The following is a 24,270-nucleotide window of genomic DNA, read 5'->3' as shown; positions in this document are numbered from 1 at the left end:
CGCCCTTCGTGCTCGTCGGCGCCTTCGTGATGCTGGGGTGGATGAGCGCCAGGGCCGGCGGCGTCGGCCCGCTCTTCGACCAGCCGTCCCGGCTCGGCTGGGGCGGCGGCTTCTGGAAGCTGTTCTGGCCCTCCCTCATGGGCATGATCGGTTTCTGGTCCACGCTGTCGCTGAACATCCCCGACTTCACCCGCTACGGCAGGAGCCAGCGGGCCCAGACCTGGGGCCAGGCCCTCGGCCTGCCCACCACGATGACCCTGTTCGCGTTCCTGTCGGTCCTGGTGACCTCCGGCTCGCAGGCCGTCTACGGGCAACCGGTCTGGGACCCGGTGCAGTTGGCGGCGAAGACGGACAACGCGGCCGGCCTGCTGTACGCCCTGGTCACCGTGCTGGTGGCCACCCTGTCCGTGAACATCGCGGCGAACCTGGTCTCCCCGGCCTTCGACTTCTCCAACGTCGCCCCGCGCAAGGTGAGTTTCCGCACCGGCGCCCTGATCACCGCGGTCCTCGCCGTGCTGATCCTGCCCTGGAAGCTGTACTCCGACCCGCGGGGCTACATCTTCACCTGGCTCGGGCTCGTCGGCGGCCTGCTCGGCACGGTCGCGGGCATCCTCGTCGCCGACTACTGGCTCGTGCGCCGCACCCGGCTCGACCTCGCCGACCTGTACCGGGCGGGCGGCCGCTACTGGTACACGGGCGGCTGGAACTGGCGGGCGGTCGTCGCCTTCCTGGCGGGCGGTGTCCTCGCCGTCGGCGGGGCGAGCCTCAGGCCCCTGACCGACGGCCGCCCGGTCCCCGCCCTGGCCCCCCTCGCCGACTACGGCTGGGCGGTGGGCCTGGGCACCTCCCTGGTGCTCTACCTCGGCCTGACCCGGCTCACCCGCGGCCCAGCGCGGCCACCGCGGACCGGGCGGCCTTGATGGCCCCCTTGTTGATCTCGTCGGTGGCGGGGGCCTTCCGGGACTCGAAGTCACTGCCGTTGTAGGTGACGACGACGAGGGCGTTGGCGACGCGGACCAGCACGACGCCCTCACGGGTCTGCTGCCCGTCCTCGGTGGTGAGGTTCACGACCGAGTACGCGCTGTCCCCGAGCCCCGGCACCGGTCCGCCGCCGCTCTTCTCGGCGACCCGCTGCCCGTACTCCTGCGTCGCCTCCTGCTCCGACGCCCCGATCTCGAACGACACGTCGAGCCAGCGGTAGTCGTACCCCTTGAGGGCGTTCCAGGAGCAGGTGCGGCGCAGGCCGGTGTCCGTCGACGGAATCTCCTTGCCGGCCGGCCCGGCGCCCGGCACCAGCGACTTCACGGTGGCCGCGGGCACGGCGGCGCAGGGGGCGGGCGCGGTGGTGTACGTCCGCTGCGCCCCGCCGGGGGAGGGGGCGGCGGAGGCGGCTCCGGCGGGCGCCTTCGAGGCGGCCTGGTGCCCGGCCGGGGCGGGCGGCGCGGTCGGCCCGGACGTCAGCGCCCAGCCGGCACAGGCGAGGACCGCGACCGGCGTGAGACGCGCGGTCAGCGCGAGCGGCAGAGGAAGGGAACGCACGGCGCACTTCTCGTGGGGGAAGGGGTGTGGAGGGGTCCGCAGGGTGGACGGGGGACGACAGTGTCACACGTGTGCCTGTGGGGCGGAAGTGCCAACGCGCTGCGTGCCCGGCCGGTCACGACAGCCCGGGCACGGTGTGCCGCTTTGCCCGGTATCTGCCGTGCGCCGGACCCCCGTTCGGGCCTACGGCACCCGCGCGGTCCATTCCGGGGAGGAGAACTTGGTGCGGGCCAGCTCCTGCGCCCGGGCCAGTTCGGCGTCGGTCACCCCGCCCGGCGCCAGGCCGTAGCGCGCCCGGAAGGACGCGATCATCCGGTCGATGACGGCCTCACGCGGCAGCCCGGTCTGCCGGCGCAGCGGGTCGACCCGCTTCTTCGCGCTCCCCGTGCCCTTGTCGGACAGCTTCTCCCGCCCGATCCGCAGCACCTCGACCATCTTGTCCGCGTCGATGTCGTACGACATGGTCACGTGGTGCAGCACGGCGCCCGGGCCGCCGTCGGGTCCGACGATCCGCTTCTGCGCGGCGCCCGCGATCTTGCCCTGGTCCGTGGCGATGTCGTTCAGCGGCTGGTACCAGGCCCGGATGCCCATGTCGCCGAGGGCGCCCAGCACCCAGTCGTCGAGGTAGGCGTAGCTGTCCTGGAAGGACAGGCCCTGGACCAGCGACTCGGGCACCGACAGCGAGTAGGTGATCGTGTTGCCCGGCTCCACGAACATCGCGCCGCCGCCGGAGATCCGGCGCACCACCTCGACGCCGTGCCGTGCGGCGCCCTCCGGGTCCACCTCGTTGCGCAGCGACTGGAAGCTGCCGATGATCACCGCCGGTGCCCCCCACTCCCACACCCGCAGCGTGGGCGGCCGCCGGCCCGCGGCGACCTCGGCGGTCAGCACCTCGTCCAGCGCCATGTGCAGGGCCGGGGGCTGTGGGGCGTCGTGGATCAGCTGCCAGTCGTAGTCCGTCCAGTCCGTGGCGCGCGCGAGCGCCCGGCGCACCGCGATGCCGACGCCGTCCGCGCTCAGCCCGTACATCACCGTCCCCGGGGGCAGCGCCGCCTCGATCCGCGCGGCCAGTCCCGCCGCGCCGGTGTCGGCGGGTGCGCCTTCGAGGGCGCGGTTCACCGCGTCCAGCGCCTCGTCCGGCTCCAGGAAGAAGTCGCCCGCGACGCGTACGTGCCGCAGCACGCCGTCCTCGGCCTCCACGTCCACGACGACGAGCTTGCCGCCGGGCACCTTGTACTCACCGTGCACCGCCTGGACCTCCGTTTCCGCCGTCCGGGATCAACGTCCGCTCCCGCCTGGGTGTTCCCGGGCGCCCCCGGACGCGAAAACTCCCCAGTCGCTCCCTAGGGGGAGCGGCTGGGGAGGCCCGGCGGAGGTCGTTCCGACGGGTTCGGCGTTCAGCCTGTCACGCGTGGCGGTGCGAGTGCCGATTGCCGGTGATGACGCGGTAGAGGGCGAGAAGGATGAGGGAGCCCACGATCGCGGCGATCCAGGTGGACAGGTCGAAGAACCCGTCGACGGAGTCGACGTTGAAGATCACCTTGCCGAGCCAGCCGCCCAGCAGACCGCCGGCCACACCGATGAGCATGGTGATGATGATGCCGCCCGGGTCCTTGCCCGGCATGATGGCCTTGGCGATGGCGCCGGCGAGCAGGCCGATGATGATCCACGCGATGATGCCCATGTGCGTCTCCGTCTCGTCGGATAAAGACTGTGTTAGCTCCTCGTGTGTACCGACTTCGCCCGCACAAACGTCCTGTCGTGGAATCGCGGACTTTTTTTGTGCGGCACTCGCGCGCTCATCTGTGACGTCGCGTTCTCCGGAGAGCACCCCTGCTTAGCAATGGGTCTGCTGGGAAGTCGGAGGTGCACAGACCGCCTCCGCGCACCGGTGGGCGGGTCGAGTCCCGGGTGAGGCAGTCAGCATTCGCCCGTCACCTTAGGAGAGCCGTGACCGTTCGCATCGGAGTGGAAGAGGAGTTCCACATCGTCGAGGTGGAGACGGGCCTGCTCGCTCCGCGAGCCGACACCATGCTGGAGAAGCTCCCCGCAGGCACCTTCACGACCGAGCTGCAGCAGGCGACCGTCGAGTCCAACAGCGGGGTGCACGAGTCGCTCGCCGGTCTCTACGACGACGTGATCAGCACCAGACGCAGGCTCGATGCCGCGGCGAGCGCGCACGGACTGGCGGTCGTGGCCGCCGGGACCGTACCGCTGGCCCGCACGCAGGACACCCGCCCGACCGCCGGGAGCCGCTACCGCCAGATGGTCGACGAGTACCGCATGATCGCCGACGAGCAGCTGATCTGCGGCACCCACGTCCACGTCGACGTACCCGACCGCGACCTCGCCGTGCGCCTCATGTGCGAGGTGTCCCCGTGGCTGCACATCCTGCTGGCCCTGTCCGCCAGTTCCCCCTTCTGGCTGGGCGCCGACACCGGCTACGCCAGCTGGCGCACCATGGTGTGGCAGCGCTGGCCCACCGCCGGCCCGCCGGGATGCTACGCCGACGCCGCCGAGTACGACGAGGCCGTGCGGTGCCTGATCGACTCCGGTGTCATCAGCGACGCGGGGATGATCTACCACGACATCCGGCCGTCCGACCACCAGCGGACCCTCGAACTGCGCATCTGCGACGCCTCCCCCCGGGCGGAGACGGTCGTGCTGATCGCCGGGCTGTACCGCGCGCTGGTCACCGAGGCCCGCGAGCGGCTGGAGGCGGCGGACGCGCCCGCCTGCCCGGGCCGGCACGAGTGGCTGCGCGCCGCCTCCTGGCGGGCCGCGCGGTCGGGCCTGGAAGGTGCCCTGATCGACCCCGCGACCCGGCACGAGGCGCCCGCGGCCCAGGTCGTCCGGCGCCTGCTGGAGCGGGTGCGCCCGGCGCTCGAGGCCGCCGGGGACTGGCACACGGTCCGCGACCTCGCGGAGCGGGCCCTCGCCACCGGCAGCGCCGCCCACCGCATGCGCCGCACCGCCGAGCAGGAGGACCTGCTCGCCTGCACCGACCTGGCGATCGCGGAGACCCGGGGCGAGGACCACCCGCGCCGGCGGCCCGCCGCGCCCGCCCGGCACATCACCGCACCGGGACGGCCCGTCGCGTACCCCTCCGGCGCCGGCCGCTGAGCACGCGTCCCGTCCCGATCCCGCACATGTCCAGAAGGAGAAGCACCACCGTGTCGATCAGTCCCGGCCACATACCGGTGGGCGCGCCGCACCCTTCGGCGCCGCGCGCCCCGCGCCCCCCGTACACGCAGCAGGGAGGTGGTTCCCGATGTGCGGTCTGAGCGGAGAGATGCGCTTCGACGGCACGCGCCCCGACCTGGCGGCCGTGCAGCGGATGACCGACCGGCTCGCCGCCCGCGGGCCCGACGGCGAGGGCGTCTGGTCGCGGGGCGCCGTCGCGCTGGGGCACCGCCGTCTGAAGATCATCGACCTGTCCGAGCGCGGGGCACAGCCCCTGACCGACGCGGAGCAGGAGATCACCGGCGTCTTCAACGGGTGCATCTACAACTACAAGGAGCTGCGCGCGGAACTGACGGCGCTCGGCCACCGGTTCCGGTCCACCTCCGACACCGAGGTCGTCCTCGCGGCGTACCGCCAGTGGGGCACCGACTGCGTCGACCACTTCCACGGCATGTTCGCCTTCGCCCTCGTCGAGCACCGCACCGGCCGGCTCGTCCTGGGCCGCGACCGGCTCGGCATCAAGCCGATGTACCTCGCCGAGACCCCCGGGCGGCTGCGCTTCGCCTCCTCCCTGCCCGCCCTGCTCGCGGCCGGCGACGTCGACACCTCGCTCGACCCGGTCGCCGTCCACCAGTACCTCAGCTGGCACGCGACCGTGGCCGCACCCCGTACCGTGCTGGCCGGGGTGCGCAAGCTGCCCCCGGCCACCGTGCGGGTCGTCGAACCGGACGGCACCTCCCGGGAACACCGCTACTGGCAGCCGTCGTACACGCGCCGTCCGGAGCACGCCGGCATGGGCGCCGACGAGTGGCGTGACGCGGTGCTGGAGGCGCTGCGCACCGCGGTGCGGCGGCGGATGGTCGCCGACGTCCCGGTCGGCGTGCTGCTCTCCGGCGGACTGGACTCCAGCCTGATCGTGGCCCTGCTGGCCGACGAGGGGCAGCGGGACCTGGCGACGTTCAGCGTGGGCTTCGAGGCGGAGGGCGGCGACGAGGGGGACGAGTTCCGCTACTCCGACCTGGTGGCCAAGGAGTTCGCCACCGATCACCACCAGCTGGTGGTCCCCTCGCACCGGGTGTCGACGGCCCTGGACGCGGCGGTCGCAGCGATGAGCGAGCCCATGATGAGCCACGACGTCGTCGCCTTCCACCTGCTGTCCGAGCAGGTGTCCGAGAACGTCAAGGTCGTCCAGAGCGGCCAGGGCGCCGACGAGGTCTTCGCCGGCTACCACTGGTACCCGGACCTGGCCTCCGTGGCCCGGCAGGACGAGCCGGACAAGTACATCGAGACGTACTTCGACCGGACGCACGCCGACCTCGCCGCGATGCTGCAACCGGACATGCTGCCGCGGGACGACGTCTCCAGCCACTTCGTCCGGGAGCACATGGCGGCACCGGGGGCCGAGACGGCGCTCGACGCGGCCCTGCGCCTGGACACCCATGTCATGCTGGTGGACGACCCGGTCAAGCGGGTCGACAACATGACGATGGACTGGGGCCTGGAGGCCCGCGTGCCGTTCCTGGACCACGAACTGGTCGAGCTGGCGGCCGCGTGCCCGCCGGAGCTGAAGCTGGCCGACGGCGGCAAGGGCGTCCTGAAGGAGGCCGGCCGCAAACTGCTGCCCCGCGACGTGGTCGACCGCCCCAAGGGCTACTTCCCGGTCCCGGCGATCACCCACATGGCCGGACCCGTCCTGGACAGGGTGCGCGAGGCGCTGGGCGCCCCCGAGGCGAAGCGGCGCGGGCTCTTCCGGGACTCCTACGTCGCCGAACTCCTGGCGGCCCCCGACCGACACCGCACCAAGCGCGGCGCCAACGCGCTGTGGCAAGTGGCTTTGCTGGAGATATGGCTGCAGACGCACGGAATCTGACCGGTGAACCGCCCGCGGTACGGCCGCCCGACGCCGGCCCGGCCGGTGCCGGGTGGCCCACCGCCCACCTGAACGGGACCGCCCACCCGGTCCCGCCGGCCCGGGACGGCCTCACGGCCGGCTTCGCCGCGCCCGCCCGGGTCCCGCTGCCGAACGCCTCCGGGCCGCGCGACGCGCCGACACGGCTCATCGCGCACGGCTGCTGGTACCCCTCGGCCGACCCGGCCGGCACCCGTGTCGCCTTCATCTGCGACCGGGGCGGCGTGCCACAGCTGTGGACGGGGCCCGTCGACGGTGACGGCGTCCACCTGCTCGACGACGGACCGGACCCCGTGACGGAGGTGTCCTGGTCGCCCGACGGCCGCTGGATCGCCTACACCACGGCCCCCGGCGGCGGCGAGCACACGAGGGTGCTGTGCGTCCGCCCCGACGGCAGCGACCGGCACGTCCTGGCCGGGGCCGAGCCGGGCAGCTCCGCCCACCTGGGCTGCTGGGCGCACGACGGATCCGCGGTCGCCGTCACGGTCGCGGTCCCCACCGCCGGATCCGCGCCGGACACCACCGGGGAGGCCGGCGCGTCCGCCCCCGGGCCGGCCGACGGCCACCTGACGCCCCACTGGCAGGGGCCGGCCGGCGGCACGGAGCTCCTGGGGCCCACGCCCCACACCGACCTCGGGCCACGGCTGCCCTCACCCCTGCTCACGGTAGGGACGGCGCCGATCGGCGCGCCGGGCGGCAGGACCGCCCCGGCGGCCGGGTTCGGCGACGGGCTGTCGGCGTACCTCATCGACCCCGACGGCGTCGCCGCCCCCGTCCTGCTCGCCGTCGAGAAGGACGCGGCGACGCTCCGCGTGTGCGACCTGAGCCGGGACGGGGCGCTGGCGCTGCTGCGCCGGGGACCCCGCGGCCGGCGCGAGGCGGCCGTGCTGCGCACCGCCGACCACGAGACGACCTGTGTGCTGCCGGTGGCCGACGGGGACCCGTGGATCGGCGGTTTCTCGCCCCGCGCGGACACCCTCTGGCTGCGCAGCAACGCCCACCGGGAGTTCGCGGTGCTGCTGGCCGCCGCACTCGACCCGGAAGGCCGGCCGCGCGGCTGGTCGGTCGCCGCCGCGCGGGAGGGCACCGACCTGGAACTGCTGCGGTGTACCCGCGACGGCGGTTCCGCCGTGCTCGCCTGGAACGTCCGGGGGATGAGCGAGGTGGAGGTGCTGGCCACGGACGCGCCGGGCCGACCCGGCGCTGACACCGGCCCGTCGTGGGCCGGCGCGGACACGGGTCCGTCCTGGCCCGGCGCGGATACGGGACCGTCCCGGACCGTCGCGGACGCGGACCCGTCGTGGGCCGGCGGGAACTCCGGCCCGTTCCGCGGGAACACGGGCCCGTCCTGGCCCGGCGCGGACACGGGTCCGTCCTGGCCCGGCGCGGACACGGGACCGTCCCGGACCGGCGCGGACGCGGACCCGTCGTGGGCCGGCGGGAACTCCGGCCCGTTCCGCGGGAACACGGGCCCGTCCTGGCCCGGCGCGGACACGGGTCCGTCCTGGCCCGGCGCGGACACGGGATCGTCCCGGACCGGCGCGGACACGGACGCGGACCCGTCCTGGGCCGGCGGGAACTCCGGCCCGTTCCGCGGGAACACGGGCCCGTCCTGGCCCGGCGCGGACACGGGACCGTCCCGGACCGGCGCGGGCGCGGACACGGACGCGGACCCGTCCTGGGCCGGCGGGAACTCCGGCCCGTTCCGCGGGAATACGGGTCCGTCCTGGCCCGGCGCGGACACGGGACCGTCCCGGACCGGCGCGGACGCGGGATCGTCCCGGTCCGTGGCCCTGCCCCACGAAGTGGTCACGCGCATCGCGGACGCCGGCCCCCGCCTGCTGCTGGCCCTGTCCGGGTCCCGCCGCCGCCCCGGCATCTGGTGGCTGCCCGACGGCGCGACCCCGGTGCGCACCCCGTGGTCGTCACGCGACGAGGACGCCGTTCCCCCGGGCCGCCCGCCCGTGCGGCCGGTCCCGCTGCGTCCCACCGCCCGGGACGGACTGCCGCTGAACGGCTGGTACTACCGTGCGCCGGGCCGCGGCCCCGGCGAACCCGCCCCCTGCGTCATCTACCTGCACGGCGGCCCGGAGGACCAGGAGCGTCCCGTCCTGAACCCGCTGTACCACGAGATCCTCGGGCGCGGACTGGACGTCTTCGCCCCCGACGTCCGCGGATCCTCCGGGTACGGCCGGTCGTTCGTGGACGCGGACCTGGGCCGGGGCCGGTTCGCCGCCATCGAGGACGTCGCCGACTGCGCCGCCCACGCGGTGCTGGCCGGACCGGCCGATCCCGCCCGGCTGGCGGTCATGGGCCGCTCCTACGGCGGCTACCTCACGTTCGCCTCCCTGGTCTGGCACCCGGACCTCTTCCGCACCGGGATCGCGGTGTGCGGCATGTCGGACCTCGCGACGTTCTTCGAGGGCACCGAACCCTGGATCGCCCAGTCGGCGGCCCACAAGTACGGCCATCCCGAACGCGACCGCGAACTGCTGCGCGCGCTGTCACCGATGAGCCGCGTCGACGCGCTGCGGGCACCGGTGCTCGCCGTGCACGGGGAACACGACACCAACGTGCCACCGGGGGAGTCGGAGCAGTTCGTGCGGGCGGCGCGCGAGCGCGGTGTGAGCGCCGAACTGCTCACCCTGCTCGACGAGGGGCACGAGTTCCTCCGCGCCGACAACCGGCGGCTCTTCCGCCGGGCCGCCGCCGACTGGTTGCAACGGCACCTGAGCATCTGAGCACCTGACCGACGTGTCCGGGGTACTCGCCCGAGGCGGGGGTACCCAGGACGGCCCTGCCACCGAGCGAGGAGAGCGCCATGACCGGGGAAGGAGCAGCGGCCCGCGGACGGGGGGCCGGGCGGCTGCGCGAGACGGCCGCCGAGGTGTTCGGCTGGGAGGAGCTGCGTCCGGAACAGCTGACCGCCATGGAGTGGGTGCTGGAGGGGCGGGACAGCCTCGTCGTGATGCCGACCGGATCCGGCAAGTCCGCCGTCTACCAGGTCCCCGCCCTGCTGCTGTCCGGACCCGTCGTCGTCGTGTCGCCCCTGCTGGCCCTGCAGCGGGACCAGATCGCCGGCCTGCCCGGCGGCGAGCGGGGCCCGGGCGCCGTCGCCGTGAACTCCGACCTCGGCGCCGCGGAGACCGAGGAGGCCTGGGAGGCGGTGCGCGAGGGCTCGGTGCGCTACGTCTACCTGTCCCCGGAGCAGCTGGCCAAGGACGAGGTCGTGGAACGGCTGACCGAGGCGCGCCCCGCCCTCGTCGTGGTCGACGAGGCCCAGTGCGTGTCCTCGTGGGGCCACGACTTCCGGCCCGACTACCTGCGTCTGGCGCAGGCGGTACGGCGGCTGGGCCGGCCGCCCGTGCTCGCCCTCACGGCGACCGCCGCGCCACCGGTACGGCAGGACATCGTCGAACGGCTCGGCATGGACCGGCCGCGGCAGCTCGTCACCGGATTCGACCGCCCCAACATCAGGCTCGAGGCGCGCCGTCACCTCGAGGACGACGAACGGCGGGCCCGTGTCCTGGAGGACGCCGCCGCCGCTCCCAAGCCCGGCATCGTCTACGCGGCCACGCGCAAGGACAGCGAGTCCTACGCCGCCGAGCTGGCCGGTCTCGGGCTGGCCGCCGGCGCCTACCACGCGGGACTGCGGGCCGCCGAACGCCGGCGGATCCACGAGGAGTTTCTCTCCGGGGACCTGGACGTCGTGGTGGCGACCTCGGCCTTCGGGATGGGCATCGACAAGGAGAACGTACGGTTCGTGCTGCACGCCTCGCTGCCCGGCTCCCTGGACGCCTACTACCAGGAGATCGGACGCTGCGGCCGCGACGGGCAGCCCGCCCTCGCCGTGCTGCACTTCCGCACCGAGGACACCGGCATGCAGGCGTTCTTCAGCAGCCGCACACCCCGTCCGGAGGCCGTCGACGCGGTCGTGAGGGCGGTGCACCACCACCGTGACGATCCGCCGGACGTCGGGGAACTGCGCCGGGACACCGACCTGTCGCGGGCCCGGGTCACCACGGCCGTGAACCTGCTGGAGGAGACCGGCGCCCTGGTCACGGACGCCTCGGGCGCCATCCGCCCGGTCCCGGGCACGGCGCCGTCACGCGCGGTGCGGCGCGCCGTGGACACCGCCGAGGCCCACAAGCGCATGGACCGCTCACGGGTGGACATGGCACGGGCGTACGCCGAGACGACCGGCTGCAGGCGCCGCTTCCTGCTGGGATACTTCGGTGAGGAGTACGAGGCCCCCTGCGGCAACTGCGACATGTGCGACGAGCAGGAGAGCGGCGGCAGCGACGTGACGAGCAGCGACCGGCACCCGGACGCCGGCGCCTATCCGCCCGGAGCCGCGGTGCGGCACGACGAGTGGGGCCGCGGCACCGTGCTGAGCGAGGACGGCGACCGCATCACCGTGCTCTTCGACGAGGTCGGCTACCGCACCCTCTCCCTGGACGCCCTGGCCGCCCGGGACGACCTGCTCACCGTGGTGAGCGGCCCGCACGAGAGCCGGCCGGAGGCCGGAGGATGAGGGGGTGAGGGCATGGTCGACAGGGCCGCGACCGCTCTGTCGCTGGTACGGATGATGCAGGCCAGCCACACCGTCACGCTCGAGCAGATCCCCGGCCTGGTCGCGGAGCACGCCGCCCGGGCCGGGTTGCACGACGCGGCCGTCTACGTCGTCGACATCCGCGAGACGGTGCTGCGCCGGCTCACCGGCGAGGGGTGCGACGCCGGGGGCGGGGGCGAGGAGTACACCGTCCAGGGCAGTCTGCCCGGTCAGGCGTACCAGCGCGTGGACGTGCTCGCCGAGCCGGGGCAGGACGGCACGCCGGGCGGACGGCGGCGGTGGTGGGTGGCCGTCACCGACGGCGTGGAGCGCCTGGGCGTACTGAGGGCCGACACCGACGGTGACGACGAGCCCACCCGTCAGACCCTGCGCGACCTGGCATCGACGACGGCCCTGTTGCTGCTCAGCAAGCGTTCCTTCAGCGACTCCTACGCCCGGCTGGTGCGCACCGAGGCGATGAACGTCGCCGCCGAGATGCAGTGGAACCTCACCCCGCCTCCCGCCTACGCCGGACACGACGTCACGGTCGGCGCGGTGATGGAACCGGCGTACCAGGTCGGCGGCGACGCCTTCGACTACGCCGTCGCCGGCACCACACTGCACCTGAGCATCTTCGACGCGATGGGCCACGACACGACCGCCGGCATCACCGCGAACGTCGCCGTGGCCGCCTGCCGCAACGCCCGCCGCCAGGGCGCGTCACTGGCCGAGACCAGCCGGCAGGTGGAACGCGTGCTGCTGGAACAGTTCAGCACCACCCGCTACGTCACCGGCATCCTGGCCGACCTCGACACGGCGAGCGGACGGCTGGCCTGGATCAACCGCGGCCATCACCTGCCGCTCCTCGTCCGCGACAACCGCTGGGCCATCGAGCTGGTCTGCCCGCCGGCCGGCCCCATGGGCAGCGCCCTCGGCCTGCCGGTGATCCAGCGCACCGAACAGCTGCAGCCCGGCGACCGTCTGCTGCTGTACACCGACGGGCTCGTCGAGGCCCGTGACGCCGACGGGAGCGAGTTCGGCCGGGACCGGTTCGTCGACTTCATCCGCCGCCAGCACGCCGGCCGGCACACCCTGCACGAGACTCTGCGCCGGCTGATGGCGGCCGTCATGGACCACCATGCCGGGCGGCTCGACGACGACGCCACCGTGCTGCTCACCGAGTGGCGCGGAAGCGACCAGCAGGAGCTGACCCCATGAGGCGCGGCCGGCCAGGAGAGGAGGACCGCGTGAGCGGCGACCCGGACACCTCCGTGGACGTACGGGTGCGGACAACGGCCCCCGGCCGGCGTCTCGTGACCGTCACGGGCCATGTGGACCTGCACACCGCTCACCGTCTCGCCGACGCCGTGCAGCCGCTGGTGGACGGCGGCCACGACATGGTGCTGGTGGACCTGTCCGGCGTCACGTTCCTCGACTCGACCGGACTCACGTGCCTGATCACCGCCCACCGCACCGCCCGGAGCACCGGCGCCCGCCTCGCCCTGGTCGCACCGAGCCCGCCGGTGCTGAGGATGCTGCAGATCACCGGCGTGGACCAGGTCATCCCCACTTACCCTTCCCCGGACGCCGTCCCGCGATGACCGGCGGCCGGGGAAGGGGCACGCTCCCGGCCGGTCGGCACACCGGAGCGGCGGGACTACGGACGGGGTTACCGCGGTACTCGTGGCCGCGCAGCGGCACGGACCGGTCCGAGGGAGACGATCCGCCGCTCGCACCCCGCACACGCACACCCCGCCGACCGAAGGAGTCCGCAGATGAATGCCAGCCCGAGTCCTGTCGCGCGCCGTCAGCGCCGCACGCCGCCCGGCGTCGACGCGAAGCTGCTCGGTATCTACCTCAACGACCACCTCGCCGGCGCCACCGCCGGCACCGGCCGCGCCGCCCGCCTGGCGCGCACCGCCCGCGGTTCCGCGCTCGGCCGTGCGCTGGAACCCGTGGCGGCGGAGATCGCCGAGGACCGGGCGGCCCTGCTCGCCATCATGCGGGATCTCGGCATTCCCGTCCGCCGCTACAAGGTGTGCGCGGGGTGGGCGGCCGAGCGGGCCGGACGGCTGAAGCCCAACGGTCACCTGGTAGGGCCCTCCCCGCTCGGCATCCTGCTGGACCTGGAGGGGCTGCGGCTGGGCATCGAGGGGAAGGTGGCCGTCTGGCAGAGCCTGCGCCGGCTCAGCGCGGCGGACGGGCGGCTGGACGCCGCCCGGCTGGACACCCTGCTCGAACGGGCCCGGCGACAGCAGGACACGGTCGAGGAGTGGCGGGTCCGCCAGGCCGACGAGGCGCTGCACGCGGGTGGGTGACCCGGGCGCGGAGGCGGCTGCCCGTCGGGGGCAGCCGCCTCGTGCTGTGCGCGCCTCGTGCTGTGCGCCGTGCGGGCGGCGTGCGCGTCGAAGCGGCCGATCGCGCGTCCGAGCGGCCGGCAGGGGCACCCGGTCGCCATGAACGCACTCAGTCGCCCGCTCATCGACGCCTCCCCCGCCCTGCTGGCCGAGGGCTACGCCTGGCTGCCCGACCGCTTGCGCCGGCACCCGGACCGGGTGCTGCGCACCAGGCTCCTGGGCCGGCCCACGCTGGCCGTGCGCGGCCCGGAGGCGGTCCGGTTCTTCTACGACGAGCGCAACGTGCGCCGTGCGGGAGCCATCCCGGAACCCGTCCTCGGCACCCTCTTCGGCCACGGTCCCGTGCACACCCTCGACGGTGAGGCCCACCGCGTCCGCAAGGAGTTCTTCCTGCCCCTCCTGCGGCCCGACCTGATCGCCGGCCTGGTCGAACACGTCACGTGGGCGTGGGACGAGGAGGTGCCCGCGTGGACGGCGTGCGAGCGCGTCGTCCTCTTCGACGCGGTGGGCCCGGTCCTCACCCGCGGGGTGTGCGCCTGGGCCGGCATCCCGCTGGACCGGGCCGACGCCCGGTCCACGGCCCGCGACCTGGTCGCCCTGGTGGACGGCTTCGCCACCCTGGGCCCGCGCCACTGGCGTGCCCGGCGGGCCCGTGGCCGGCTGGAGGACCGGCTGGCCCGGCTGGTGGAGGACGTGCGCTCCGGACGGGCCGCCGCCCCCGAGGGTTCGGTCCTGGACCGGCTGGCCCGGCACCGGGACGCCGACGGCAGCCTGCTCGACGCCGGGACGGCCGCCGTGGAGCTGCTGAACGTCATCCGGCCCACGGTCGCGGTCGGCTGGTTCGCCGTCTTCACGGCGCACGCGCTGCACCGGTGGCCGGAGCACCGGGACCGGCTGCGGGCCGGGGACACGGCGTACACGGCCGCCTTCGTCCACGAGGTGCGCCGGTTCTATCCGTTCGCCCCGTTCCTGGGCGGGCGCGCGGCCCGCGACCTGTCCTGGCGCGGCGAGCGGATTCCGGCCGGCGGCATGGTGCTGCTGGACGTCTACGGCCAGAACCACGACGAGGAGCTGTGGGGGGACCCGTACGCCTTCCGCCCGCAGCGGTTCCTCGACCGGCCGGTGGAGCGCGACGAGCTGATCCCGCAGGGCGGCGGTGATCCCCGAAGCGGCCACCGGTGCCCCGGCGAGGGCCTCACCATCGGCCTGCTGGAAGCCCTGGCGGTGCGGCTCGCACGCCTCGAGTACACGGTGCCGGAACAGGACCTGGGCATTCCGCTGGGGCGTGTCCCCACGCGGCCGCGCAGTGGTTTCGTCATGACCGGCGTCCGGACACCGGCGCACGCGCCCGCGGCCGTCGGGTGACGGCAGCCGGTCACCGCCGCAGGCCGCGGATCAGGGTCGTTTGCCCTCGTCACGGACGGGGACCCGGCCGCCCATGAGCACAACGCCACGACGCCGGACAGGCGCGAACAAGGTCGTGCGGTTGCTGGACGGTCTGGAGCGGTTGAGCTGGGCGGATCCGGTGATCGACGTGGTCGGCCGCGGGATACGGGCGCTCCCGCTGGGGGACGGCCGGGACCTGTTGCACGGCAGGTGGCTCGGTCACCCGCTGCACCCGCTGCTGGTGCAGGTGCCGATCGGGAGCTGGCTGTCCGCCGCGGTGCTGGACCTGTGGCCCGGCCGCTCCCGTGAGGCGGGGCTGCTGATCGGCCTCGGCACGGCGGCGGCCGCCCCGGCGGCCCTGTCGGGGGCCGTCGACTGGGCGGAACTGCGCCCCCGGCAACAGCGCGTGGGCCTGGTGCACGCGCTGGCCAACACGGCGGCCGTCGGACTGTACGCCGCCTCGCTCGCCTGCCGCGCCAGGGGCGCCAAGGGCGCGGGCCGCGCGTTCGGCTTCCTCGGGCTGACGGTGGCCGGGACCGGCGGCCTGCTGGGCGGTCACCTGGCGTACCGGCAGGCCTCCGGGGCCAACCACGCCGAAGAGGTCCCGTCCCTCCTCGGCGAGGACTGGTACCGGGCCGGTGCCGTGGCCGAGTTCCCGGCCGGCCGGCCGGTGCGGCGGACCGTGCAGGACGTACCGGTGCTGATCGTCCGCGACGACGACGGGACGCTCCGCGCGCTGGCCGACCGGTGCAGCCACCTCGCGGGGCCCCTCTCCGAGGGCACCGTCGCCGACGGGTGTGTGCGGTGTCCGTGGCACGGCAGCGTCTTCCGCCTCTCGGACGGCTGGAACGTCAGCGGCCCCGCCACCGCGCCCCAGCCGGCCTTCGAGACCCGCGTCACCGGCGGACAGGTGGAGATACGCCTGCGCGACCAGGTTCCCGGGCAGCCGGCGGACGACAGCGCAGACACGGACACGGAACAGGAGGCACCCCATGGGCGCAGCGGCTGACAACCGCCTCGGGCGCTGCGTGCACGGTCTCGCCCGGCGCACGCGGCAGCGGTACTCGGCAGGGCACGACCGGCCGCTGGGCGGCTACCTGGCGGCCATGACGGGGTTCGGCGCCTACACGGCGGCCTGGGCCACCGCCGTACGGCTGCGCGGTCGCCCCCTGCCCGACCGGCCCCACCCCTGGGACGTGGCGCTCACCGCGGTGGCCACGTTCCGGCTCAGCCGGCTGCTGAGCAAGGCGTCGGTCACCAGTCCACTGCGCGCGCCCTTCACCCGGTACGTCGGTGTGCAGGGCCCGGCCGAACTGCACGAGGAGGTGCAGGCGGAGGACGGCAAGGAAACGGTGGGTGAGCTGCTGACCTGCCCCTTCTGCATGAGCGTGTGGGTGGTGTCCACCCTGACCGCCGGCCAGCTGCTGTGGCCGCGCGCCACCCGCACCGCCATGGGCGCGCTGGCCGCACTGGCCGGCGCGGACGCCCTGCAACTCGCCTACGGCGGGCTGGTGGGGAAGGCCACGAAGGAGTGAGCCGGAGCCGCCGCGGACGCGATGCGCCGCCCGCTTACGCTCTGTTCACGGGGGCGGGCTGGCCAATGTCGATCGTCTGTGCGACGCTCGATGGAACCAGCCTGGTCTGGTGAGAGGCCCCGCGCCGCCCTCGAAGGTCACCGCTCTGTGCTGACCGGGACGCGGTACGGGTTGTCTTGCTCGGCTGTACGCGGCCTGATGCCGCGTGCTTGATGTCCTCCATGGCCGGAGGACGTGATGGGCTCGACCCCTGGATTGCGAGGGGCGAACCAATGAACGACTTCACCGTGGTGACACACCGGGACACCGACCGCACCGTGATCACCGTCCACGGGGACATGGACCTGCAGACCTGCCCCGAACTGGCGCGGGCCGCACTGGGTGTACAGCCGAGCGGGAAGCCGCTGTTCCTGGACCTCTCGGGCGTGTCCTTCATGGACTCCAGCGGGCTGAACCTGCTGGTGCTGCTGCGCCGGCGCCTGCTCGCCGAGGGCGGTCTGCTGGCCGTCACCGGGCTGCAGTCCCAGCCCGTCCGTCTGCTGCAGTTGACGGAGACCTACGACCTGTTCGCGGCCGACACCAGGGCCGTGGCCGGCTCCGACCAGGCCCTGACCGTCTGAGCGGCGCGGCCCGTGCCCACGTCCGGGCGACAGCGGTGCACGGCCCGCTGGGACCAGGTGGCGGGTCACCCGGTACGGAGCCTGGAGACGGGCGAGTGCCGAGCGGTGCCCCCCGTGGTCCTGGTCCCCGGACTGGGGGCCCTGGGCTACCTGGTCGACGCCCTGGAAGGGTGCGGCGCGTGGACGCGCTCCTTCCTGCTGGACGTACCGGGATTCGGACATCGTGGGCCCCGCGCCGTCCACCCGCCCGACGTTTCCTCGCTCGCGGAGGCGGTCCGCGCCTGGCTCGACGTGGTCCCCCGCGCACCGGTCGTGCTCGCGGGCCATTCCACCGGCGCCCAGATCGCGTGCCGAGTGGCCGCGGCCCGGCCCGAGAGGGTGCGCTCCCTGGTGCTGATGAGCCCCGTCTTCCCGCCCGCGGCGCGCCGGGTCACCGGCCTGCTGCGGGTCCTGCCCGGCACGGTGGCGCACGAGTCACCCGGCGAGATCCGCGTCACCGCGCCGTACTTCCTCCGCGCCGGGCGAGACCTCCACCGGTACCTGCGGTCGGCGCTCCGGGAGGCTCCCGAGCGGCTGGTCGACCGGGTGGCCTGCCCGGTCCTCGTCGTGCGGGGCGAGCACGACGCCTTGTCCCCGCAGCCGTGGGTGAGCGAGCTGGCCGCGCGGGCACCGCGCGGACGGTGGGTGACGGTCCCCGGCGCCCACAACTTCCCCTACCGGCGGGGCGGGCTCACCTCCGCCCTCATCGCCGAAGCCGCCCGGCACCGCTGACGTCCCGGTGCCGCCACCCTGCGCGTGCGGCCCGACAGAGGGTGCGCGCCGCAGGTATGGGACGGCGGCTTCCGTGGCACTCGCCGGGTGCGGGCCGCGCGACCCGGCCGCGGCGGCCCGACCAGGCCGGACGAGTCGGGCAGGACGCCCGTTCGAGGGGAGCACGGTGCAGTGGTGAAACGGGGCAAGCAGTACGCGGTCGCCGCCTCCGGACAGTGGACCGACGAGGAGGAGGGCCGCCGCAGGCTGCCCGCCGGCGAGGTCCACGCCTGGGAGCCGGGCCGGAACGAGACCGTGTGCGGGCTGTCCCTCAGCCGCTCGCAACTGGTGCGCTTCCCGCACGTCGGCTGGCCCGACACCTTCCCGGAGTCCGGCGGCGCGGCCGACCGGGTCCAGCGGGTGTGCCGGCGCTGCGCCTCCGTGGCCGGACACCGCGGCGGCGACGCACGCCCGCGCTGGCAGCGCGTCCGCCCCCGGCCGTGAGCGCCGCGCCGCGGACGGCCGGGACGGGAGGCGGGATACCGCGACGGTCCCGGACTCCCTAGATTCTCCCCTGGCGTCCCGGCCACCGGCGACGCCGGCCGGCGCACGCGACGGCCGACGCACGCGACCACCGAGGCGGAGATGCACTTCACGACGCGCCCCACCCTGCAGGGCACCTTCGGCATGGTGTCCTCCACCCACTGGCTCGCCTCCCAGTCGGCCATGGCGGTCCTGGAGGGCGGGGGCAACGCCTTCGACGCGGCCGTGGCCGGAGCCTTCGTGCTGCACGTCGTGGAACCGCACCTCAACGGCCCGGCCGGCGAGGTGCCGATCCTGCTCGCCCCGGCGGGCGGCGCGGTACGCGTGCTGTGCGGACAGGGCGTGGCCCCGGCGGGCGCCACCCCGGCGCACTACCGGGGCCTGGGGCTGGACCTCGTACCGGGCACCGGGCCGCTCGCCGCCGCCGTGCCCGGCGCCTTCGACGCCTGGCTGCTGCTCCTGCGCGACCACGGCACCAAGTCCCTCGACGACGTCCTCGGCTACGCCATCGGGTACGCCGAACACGGCCACGCGCCCGTCGAGAACGTTGGTCTGACCGTCGACAGCGTACGACGGCTCTTCGAGACCGAATGGACCTCCTCGGCCGAGCTGTACCTGCCGGGCGGCCGGGCACCCCGTCCCGGCACCCTGCTGCGCAACCCCGCCCTCGCCGCCACCTGGAAGCGGCTGCTGGCCGAGACCGCCCGCGCGGGCGGCCGGGAGGCGCGGATCGACGCCGCGCGCGAGGTGTGGCGCTCCGGCTTCATCGCCGAGGCGCTGGTGCGGCAGTCGCGGCGGCCCACCCTGGACACCAGCGGCGAGCGGCACACCGGCACGCTCACCGAGGCCGACCTCGCGGGCTGGTCGGCGACCTACGAGACACCGGTGACGTACGACTGGAACGGCTGGACCGTGTGCAAGGCCGGCCCCTGGAGCCAGGGCCCCGTCCTGCTCCAGCAGCTCGCCCTGCTCCCGCCCGAGCTGCCCGCGTACGGCTCCGCCGACTACGTCCACCTGCTGGTCGAGGGCTGCAAACTCGCCATGGCCGACCGCGAGGCCTGGTACGGGGACGCCGCCGAGGTGCCGCTCGCGGACCTGCTGTCGGACGACTACAACGCCGCACGGCGCGCCCTCGTCGGTGACAAGGCCGACCACGGCCTGCGTCCCGGCAGCCCCGGCGGCCGCACCCCGCGGCTGCCCGCCCTCGCCCTCGCACCCGCGCGCGTACCGGACGGCAGCGGTCGGCGCTTCGATCCGCTGGGCGGCGGCGAGCCCACCGTCGCCGCCGACGGCACCACCCGCGGCGACACCTGCCACCTGGACGTCGTCGACCGCTGGGGCAACATGATCGCGGCCACGCCCAGCGGCGGCTGGCTCCAGTCCAACCCGGTCGTCCCCGAGCTGGGCTTCCCGCTCGGCACCCGGCTGCAGATGACCTGGCTGGAGGAGGGCCTGCCGGGCACGCTCACCCCCGGCCGCCGCCCCCGCACCACCCTCACCCCGTCCCTCGCGCTGCGCGACGGCGTGCCGGTCCTGGCGTTCGGCACGCCCGGCGGCGACCAGCAGGACCAGTGGCAGCTGCACTTCTTCCTGGCCGCCGCCCTGCGCGCCCCCGTCCGCGGCGGACTCGACCTGCAGGGCGCCGTCGACGCCCCCAACTGGCACAACGACAGCTTCCCCAGCTCCTTCCACCCACGCGGCCGGCAGCCCGGCAGCGTCACCGTGGAGTCCCGCACCGAGCCGGGGGTGATCGAGGAGCTGCGGCGGCGCGGCCATGACGTCACCGTCGGCCCCGCCTGGTCCGAGGGACGGCTGTGCGCGGTGGCCCGGGACCCGGAGACCGGCGTGCTGTCGGCGGCCGCCAACCCGCGCGGCATGCAGGGCTACGCCGTCGGCCGCTGACGGCGGCGCCGGACCCCGGGGCGGAACGGGACGGTTCCGGCTCTTCATCCCGATTCCACCTCGCGTGCAGGGACGGCGGGAGGGATTGTCAGTGGGCCGTGGTCTGATGGGAGGCATGATCGAAGAGACGGAAACCATCGAGGAGTTTCTCGCCCGCTGCTCGGCCGACGTGGAGGAGGCCGTCCGCAAGGCCGCCGCCGCCGAGATCCTGCCCCGCTTCCGCCGCCTCGCCGCGCACGAGGTGGACCGCAAGAACGGCCCCCACGACCTGGTGACGGACGCCGACCGCCTCGCCGAGCTGCGGCTCACCGAGGATCTCGGCGCCCTGCTGCCCGGCTCGGCCGTGGTCGGCGAGGAAGCCGTGCACGCCGACCCGGCGGTGTACGAGGCGCTCCAGGGCGACGCCCCGGTCTGGATCGTCGACCCGGTCGACGGCACCCGCCAGTTCGTCCACGGCGACGACGGCTTCTGCACCCTGGTCGCCCTCGTCCAGCGGGGCGTCGTACGGGCCTGTTGGACCTACGCGGCGGCGCGCGAGCAGTTCGCCACCGCCGTCCGCGGCCACGGCGCCTTCCTCGACGGGCAGCGCCTGTCCGCGGGTTCGCCCGAGCCCGGCCGGGACCTCGCCGTCGCCACCTCCCACCCCGACTACACCACCGACGAGCAGAAGCGCGCGCTGCGCGCGCTGTGGAGCGAGGGCATCGCCCCGCGCCCGTGCGGCTCCGCGGGCCTGGAGTACCTCGCCGTCGCCCGCGGCGCACTCGACGCCGTGGCCTTCTCCTGGGAAGCCGCCTGGGACCACGCGGCCGGTCTGCTCCTGGTCGAGGAGGCGGGCGGCACGCACCTCACCCTGAGCGGCGAGCCGTTCCGCGTCACCGGCGGCAACGCGCTGCCGTTCACCGCCGCCCGGGACGCGGCCACCGCCCGCCGGGTGGCGGGCCTGCTGCGCGGCGCGCCCTGACCCTCCGGGGCCACCCGGCCCGGGGGAGCGGCGGTCCCCCGGCATATCCTGATCCAGAATGCCCGTCGGCTGACGAAGGGGTCCGAAGGTGCCGTCGATGCTCGATGCGGTCGTGGTGGGTGCGGGGCCGAACGGACTGACCGCTGCCGTGGAGCTGGCCCGCCGCGGTTTCTCCGTGGCCCTGTTCGAGGCGAAGTCCACCGTGGGCGGCGGCGCCCGCACCGAGGAGCTGACCCTCCCCGGCTTCCGGCACGACCCGTGCTCGGCCGCCCACCCCCTCGGCGTGAACTCGCCGGCGTTCCGCGGCATGCCCCTCGACCGGTACGGCCTGGAGTGGCTGCACGCCCCGCTGCCCATGGCCCACCCGTTCCCGGACGGCAGCGCGGCCGTGCTGTCGCGCTCGGTGGCCGAGACCGCCGCCTCCTTCGGACCGCGCGACGCGGGGCCGTACCGCAGGCTGGTCGAACCGCTCCTGGCCCGCTGGGACACCCTCGTACGCGATTTCATGTCCCTGCCGCTCACCGCGCTCCCGCGCGACCCCGTCACCCTGGCCCGCTTCGGCCTGGTCGGCCTGCCGCCGTCCAGCTGGCTGATGCGCCGCTTCCAGGACGACCGGATCAAGACCCTCTTCGCCGGCCTGGTCGCCCATGTGATGGCGCCGCTGGACGGCCTGGCCACCAGCGCCATCGGGCTGGTCTTCGCCCTCTCCGCGCACGCCCGCGGCTGGCCGGTGCCCCGCGGCGGCTCCCAGGCCATCTCCGACGCCCTCGCCGCCTACCTGGCCGACCTCGGCGGCGCCGTGCACACCGACTACGAGGTCAAGCGGCTGGACGACCTGCCGCCCGCGCGCGCCTACGTCTTCGACACCTCGCCCGCCGCGCTCGCCCGCATCGCCGGCTTCGGCGACTACTACGCGAACTACCGCTACGGCCCCAGCGTCTTCAAGATCGACTACGCGCTGGACGGGCCGGTGCCGTGGACCGCGCCCGAGGCCCGCACCGCCGGCACCGTGCAGATCGGCGCCGACCAGGAGGAGATCGGCACCGCCCTGCGCGCCGCCTCCCGGGAGGGCCGCGCCCCCGACAGGCCGTTCATGATCACCGTGCAGCCCAGCGTGGCCGACCCCACTCGCGCCCCCGACGGCAAGCACGTCTTCTGGACGTACGGCCATGTGCCCAACGGCTGGTCCGGAGACCTCACCGACGCCATAGAACGCCAGCTGGAGCGCTTCGCCCCCGGCTTCCGCGACCGCGTGCTCGCCCGCGCCACCGCCGGACCCGCCGAGATGGCCGCCCGCAACGCCAACTACGTCGGCGGCGACATCGCCTGCGGCGCGGCCTCCGGACTCCAGCTCCTGCTGCGCCCCAAGCTGTCCCTGTTCCCCTACCACACGCCCCACCCGGCCGTGTTCCTCTGCTCCTCGGCCACCCCGCCCGGACCCGGCGTGCACGGCATGTCCGGCCACAACGCCGCCAAGGCCGTCTGGCGGAGACTGCGGCAGGCGCCATGACCACCCTCACCCTCGTCCGCGGCGACATCACCCGGCAGCACGCCGACGCCCTCGTCAACGCGGCCAACTCCTCCCTCCTCGGCGGGGGAGGGGTGGACGGCGCCATCCACCGCCGCGGCGGCCCCGCCGTGCTGGCGGAGTGCCGCGCGCTGCGCGCCTCCCGGTACGGCAAGGGCCTGCCCACCGGACAGGCGGTCGCCACCACGGCGGGCGAACTGCCCGCCCGCTGGGTGATCCACACCGTCGGCCCGGTGTACAGCCCGGACGAGGACCGCTCGGACCTGCTCGCCTCCTGCTACCGCGAGTCCCTGCGGGTCGCCGACGAGCTGGGCGCCCGCACCGTCGCGTTCCCGGCGATCTCCACCGGCGTGTACCGCTGGCCGATGGACGACGCGGCGCGGATCGCGGTCGACACCGTCCGGAGCACCGCGACGGCCGTGACGGAGGTCCGGTTCGTGCTGTTCGACGAGCGCGCCTACGACGCCTTCGCCCGGCTGACCGGCTGACCCGCGCCCGGACGCGGATCACCCGAATGGCCCAACACCCGGTGCGCCCGGCCGCCGCCTGGCCGAACCTCGAAATGCCCCCGCGCTCCTCGCGAGCACCGGACGAACGGGGCGGCAGAGAGGACACGCTCATGAGCCAGGCAGCACAGGCCGGCGGACCGGCCTCCCCGGGCGGGGGCCCGCGGCAGACCGCGGCCCGGCACGGCGGCTGGGCGACCGGCGGGGTCACGTTCGCCGGCGTACTGATGGTGTGCAACGGCATCCTCGCCGTGCTCGAGGGCATCGCCGCGGTCGCCGGTGACAACGTCTACTTCCGCATCGGCGCCTACGTCTACAGGATCAACCTCACCGGCTGGGGCGTCATCCACATCATCCTCGGCGCCCTGGTCCTGCTGACCGGCATCGGCCTGCTCATGGACATGGCCTGGGCCCGCTTCGCCGGCCTGTTCTTCGTGGCGCTCAGCCTCATCACGCAGTTCCTCTTCCTGCCGTACCAGCCGATCTGGTCGTTCGTCATCATCGCGATCGACGTCTTCCTCATCTGGGCCCTGGCGACCCGGCAGGAAGCGGCGGCCTGAGGCGCACGGCGGCCGCTTCGCCCGCTCGCGCGGGCCCCCGCAGCACACGGCCACCCCGCCGGCGGCGAACGTCCGGCGGGGTGGCCGTCCTCGTGTCCGTCCGCCTGGCCGGCGGCCCTGCCCGCGGGACCCCGCGCCCCGCGTGACATCATCGGCCGGGTCCGGGACCAGCCGTACGCGCCGCGACGGGGCCCACTCGCCGCGGCGAGCCGTACCAGGAGCACGAGAAGCACGAGACGCACCATGAACCCTGCCCTGCTGGACGACTTCTCCCTGGAGATGACCGGCAAGGACGTCCCCGGTCTGGAGGAGGCGCACGGCAGCATCCCGCCGGGCACCAGGATCAACATCACCTTCCTGGCCGGCGAGGACACCGCGACCCGGCTGGCGGCCGCCCGCGCGGTCAAGCGGCTCGGCTTCGTCCCCGTACCGCACATCT

The 24,270-nt window shown here is 74.6% G+C and carries 22 protein-coding genes and 1 pseudogene; 20 read left to right on the top strand and 3 right to left on the bottom strand.

What is annotated here, in order from left to right; all coding sequences use genetic code 11:
- Window positions 1-920 (top strand): cytosine permease (locus IE312_RS39505; protein WP_229899486.1); only part of this gene is annotated, 920 nt, incomplete at its 5' end.
- Here IE312_RS39505 and IE312_RS10605 read toward each other — a convergent pair.
- The 3 genes from IE312_RS10605 to IE312_RS10595 all read right to left on the bottom strand — a co-directional run bounded on the left by IE312_RS10605 (window position 877) and on the right by IE312_RS10595 (window position 3,223).
- The gene (locus IE312_RS10605; protein ID WP_189980588.1) at window positions 877-1,539 is read right to left on the bottom strand and encodes a hypothetical protein; all 663 of its coding nucleotides are present in this window, start codon (window positions 1,537-1,539) and stop codon (window positions 877-879) included. The genes IE312_RS39505 and IE312_RS10605 overlap by 44 nt on opposite strands.
- Before the next feature lie 183 nt (window positions 1,540-1,722).
- Window positions 1,723-2,787 (bottom strand): lipoate-protein ligase LplAB, encoded by a 1,065-nt coding sequence (lplAB, locus tag IE312_RS10600; RefSeq protein WP_189980587.1) that lies wholly within the window; start codon window positions 2,785-2,787, stop codon window positions 1,723-1,725.
- 157 nt (window positions 2,788-2,944) lie between these two features.
- Window positions 2,945-3,223 (bottom strand): GlsB/YeaQ/YmgE family stress response membrane protein, encoded by a 279-nt coding sequence (locus tag IE312_RS10595; protein ID WP_189980586.1) that lies wholly within the window; start codon window positions 3,221-3,223, stop codon window positions 2,945-2,947.
- A gap of 266 nt (window positions 3,224-3,489) precedes the next feature.
- Between IE312_RS10595 and IE312_RS10590 the strand changes: the two genes are divergently transcribed.
- The 19 genes and pseudogenes from IE312_RS10590 to IE312_RS39495 all read left to right on the top strand — a co-directional run.
- On the top strand, window positions 3,490-4,662 hold the full coding sequence (locus IE312_RS10590; protein ID WP_189980585.1) for a carboxylate-amine ligase: 1,173 nt from the start codon (window positions 3,490-3,492) through the stop codon (window positions 4,660-4,662).
- Between the two features lie 148 nt (window positions 4,663-4,810).
- A complete protein-coding gene (locus IE312_RS10585; RefSeq protein ID WP_189980583.1) occupies window positions 4,811-6,592 on the top strand; it encodes an N-acetylglutaminylglutamine amidotransferase in 1,782 nt (593 codons plus the stop codon).
- On the top strand, window positions 6,568-9,372 hold the full coding sequence (locus tag IE312_RS39500; protein WP_229899485.1) for a prolyl oligopeptidase family serine peptidase: 2,805 nt from the start codon (window positions 6,568-6,570) through the stop codon (window positions 9,370-9,372). Before IE312_RS10585 ends, IE312_RS39500 begins: the two co-directional genes overlap by 25 nt.
- 80 nt (window positions 9,373-9,452) lie before the next feature.
- On the top strand, window positions 9,453-11,165 hold the full coding sequence (locus IE312_RS10575; RefSeq protein ID WP_189980581.1) for a RecQ family ATP-dependent DNA helicase: 1,713 nt from the start codon (window positions 9,453-9,455) through the stop codon (window positions 11,163-11,165).
- A 12-nt stretch (window positions 11,166-11,177) separates the two neighbouring features.
- Entirely contained in the window at window positions 11,178-12,401 is a 1,224-nt protein-coding gene (locus IE312_RS10570) for a PP2C family protein-serine/threonine phosphatase (RefSeq protein WP_189980580.1), read from the top strand.
- A gap of 29 nt (window positions 12,402-12,430) precedes the next feature.
- The gene (locus tag IE312_RS10565; RefSeq protein WP_229899483.1) at window positions 12,431-12,784 is read left to right on the top strand and encodes an STAS domain-containing protein; all 354 of its coding nucleotides are present in this window, start codon (window positions 12,431-12,433) and stop codon (window positions 12,782-12,784) included.
- A gap of 174 nt (window positions 12,785-12,958) precedes the next feature.
- Window positions 12,959-13,501 carry a hypothetical protein gene (locus tag IE312_RS10560; RefSeq protein ID WP_189980578.1) on the top strand — a complete coding sequence of 181 codons (543 nt, stop codon included), beginning with the start codon at window positions 12,959-12,961 and terminating at the stop codon, window positions 13,499-13,501.
- 138 nt (window positions 13,502-13,639) lie between these two features.
- Complete coding sequence (locus IE312_RS10555; RefSeq protein ID WP_189980577.1) at window positions 13,640-14,905, top strand: cytochrome P450; 1,266 nt, start codon at window positions 13,640-13,642, stop codon at window positions 14,903-14,905.
- A 73-nt stretch (window positions 14,906-14,978) separates the two neighbouring features.
- Entirely contained in the window at window positions 14,979-15,935 is a 957-nt protein-coding gene (locus IE312_RS10550; RefSeq protein WP_189980576.1) for a Rieske (2Fe-2S) protein, read from the top strand.
- A complete protein-coding gene (locus IE312_RS10545) occupies window positions 15,919-16,461 on the top strand; it encodes a DUF1360 domain-containing protein (RefSeq protein ID WP_189980575.1) in 543 nt (180 codons plus the stop codon). The genes IE312_RS10550 and IE312_RS10545 overlap by 17 nt, the downstream gene beginning before the upstream one ends.
- Before the next feature lie 272 nt (window positions 16,462-16,733).
- Window positions 16,734-17,081 carry an STAS domain-containing protein gene (locus IE312_RS10540; protein ID WP_189980574.1) on the top strand — a complete coding sequence of 116 codons (348 nt, stop codon included), beginning with the start codon at window positions 16,734-16,736 and terminating at the stop codon, window positions 17,079-17,081.
- Between the two features lie 114 nt (window positions 17,082-17,195).
- The gene (locus IE312_RS10535; protein WP_189980573.1) at window positions 17,196-17,852 is read left to right on the top strand and encodes an alpha/beta fold hydrolase; all 657 of its coding nucleotides are present in this window, start codon (window positions 17,196-17,198) and stop codon (window positions 17,850-17,852) included.
- Window positions 17,853-18,026: 174 nt separating this feature from the next.
- Entirely contained in the window at window positions 18,027-18,335 is a 309-nt protein-coding gene (locus IE312_RS10530) for a hypothetical protein (protein ID WP_189980571.1), read from the top strand.
- A gap of 141 nt (window positions 18,336-18,476) precedes the next feature.
- A complete protein-coding gene (locus IE312_RS10525; protein ID WP_189980569.1) occupies window positions 18,477-20,276 on the top strand; it encodes a gamma-glutamyltransferase family protein in 1,800 nt (599 codons plus the stop codon).
- Window positions 20,277-20,391: 115 nt separating this feature from the next.
- Window positions 20,392-21,237 (top strand): inositol monophosphatase family protein, encoded by an 846-nt coding sequence (locus IE312_RS10520; RefSeq protein WP_189980567.1) that lies wholly within the window; start codon window positions 20,392-20,394, stop codon window positions 21,235-21,237.
- Between the two features lie 97 nt (window positions 21,238-21,334).
- Complete coding sequence (locus IE312_RS10515; RefSeq protein ID WP_189980565.1) at window positions 21,335-22,747, top strand: phytoene desaturase family protein; 1,413 nt, start codon at window positions 21,335-21,337, stop codon at window positions 22,745-22,747.
- Window positions 22,744-23,253, top strand: coding sequence for an O-acetyl-ADP-ribose deacetylase (locus IE312_RS10510; protein ID WP_189980563.1), 510 nt, complete (start codon window positions 22,744-22,746; stop codon window positions 23,251-23,253). The genes IE312_RS10515 and IE312_RS10510 overlap by 4 nt, the downstream gene beginning before the upstream one ends.
- Before the next feature lie 131 nt (window positions 23,254-23,384).
- Window positions 23,385-23,831, top strand: coding sequence for a DUF7144 family membrane protein (locus tag IE312_RS10505; protein WP_189980561.1), 447 nt, complete (start codon window positions 23,385-23,387; stop codon window positions 23,829-23,831).
- A gap of 243 nt (window positions 23,832-24,074) precedes the next feature.
- Window positions 24,075-24,270, top strand: a pseudogene (locus IE312_RS39495) (methylenetetrahydrofolate reductase); the annotation flags it as partial.

Origin of the sequence: Streptomyces capoamus, from assembly GCF_014654935.1 — a bacterium.
Lineage (GTDB): Bacteria > Actinomycetota > Actinomycetes > Streptomycetales > Streptomycetaceae > Streptomyces > Streptomyces capoamus.
Note: the sequence above shows the minus strand (reverse complement) of the source record. Positions and strands in the feature narration are given on the sequence as shown.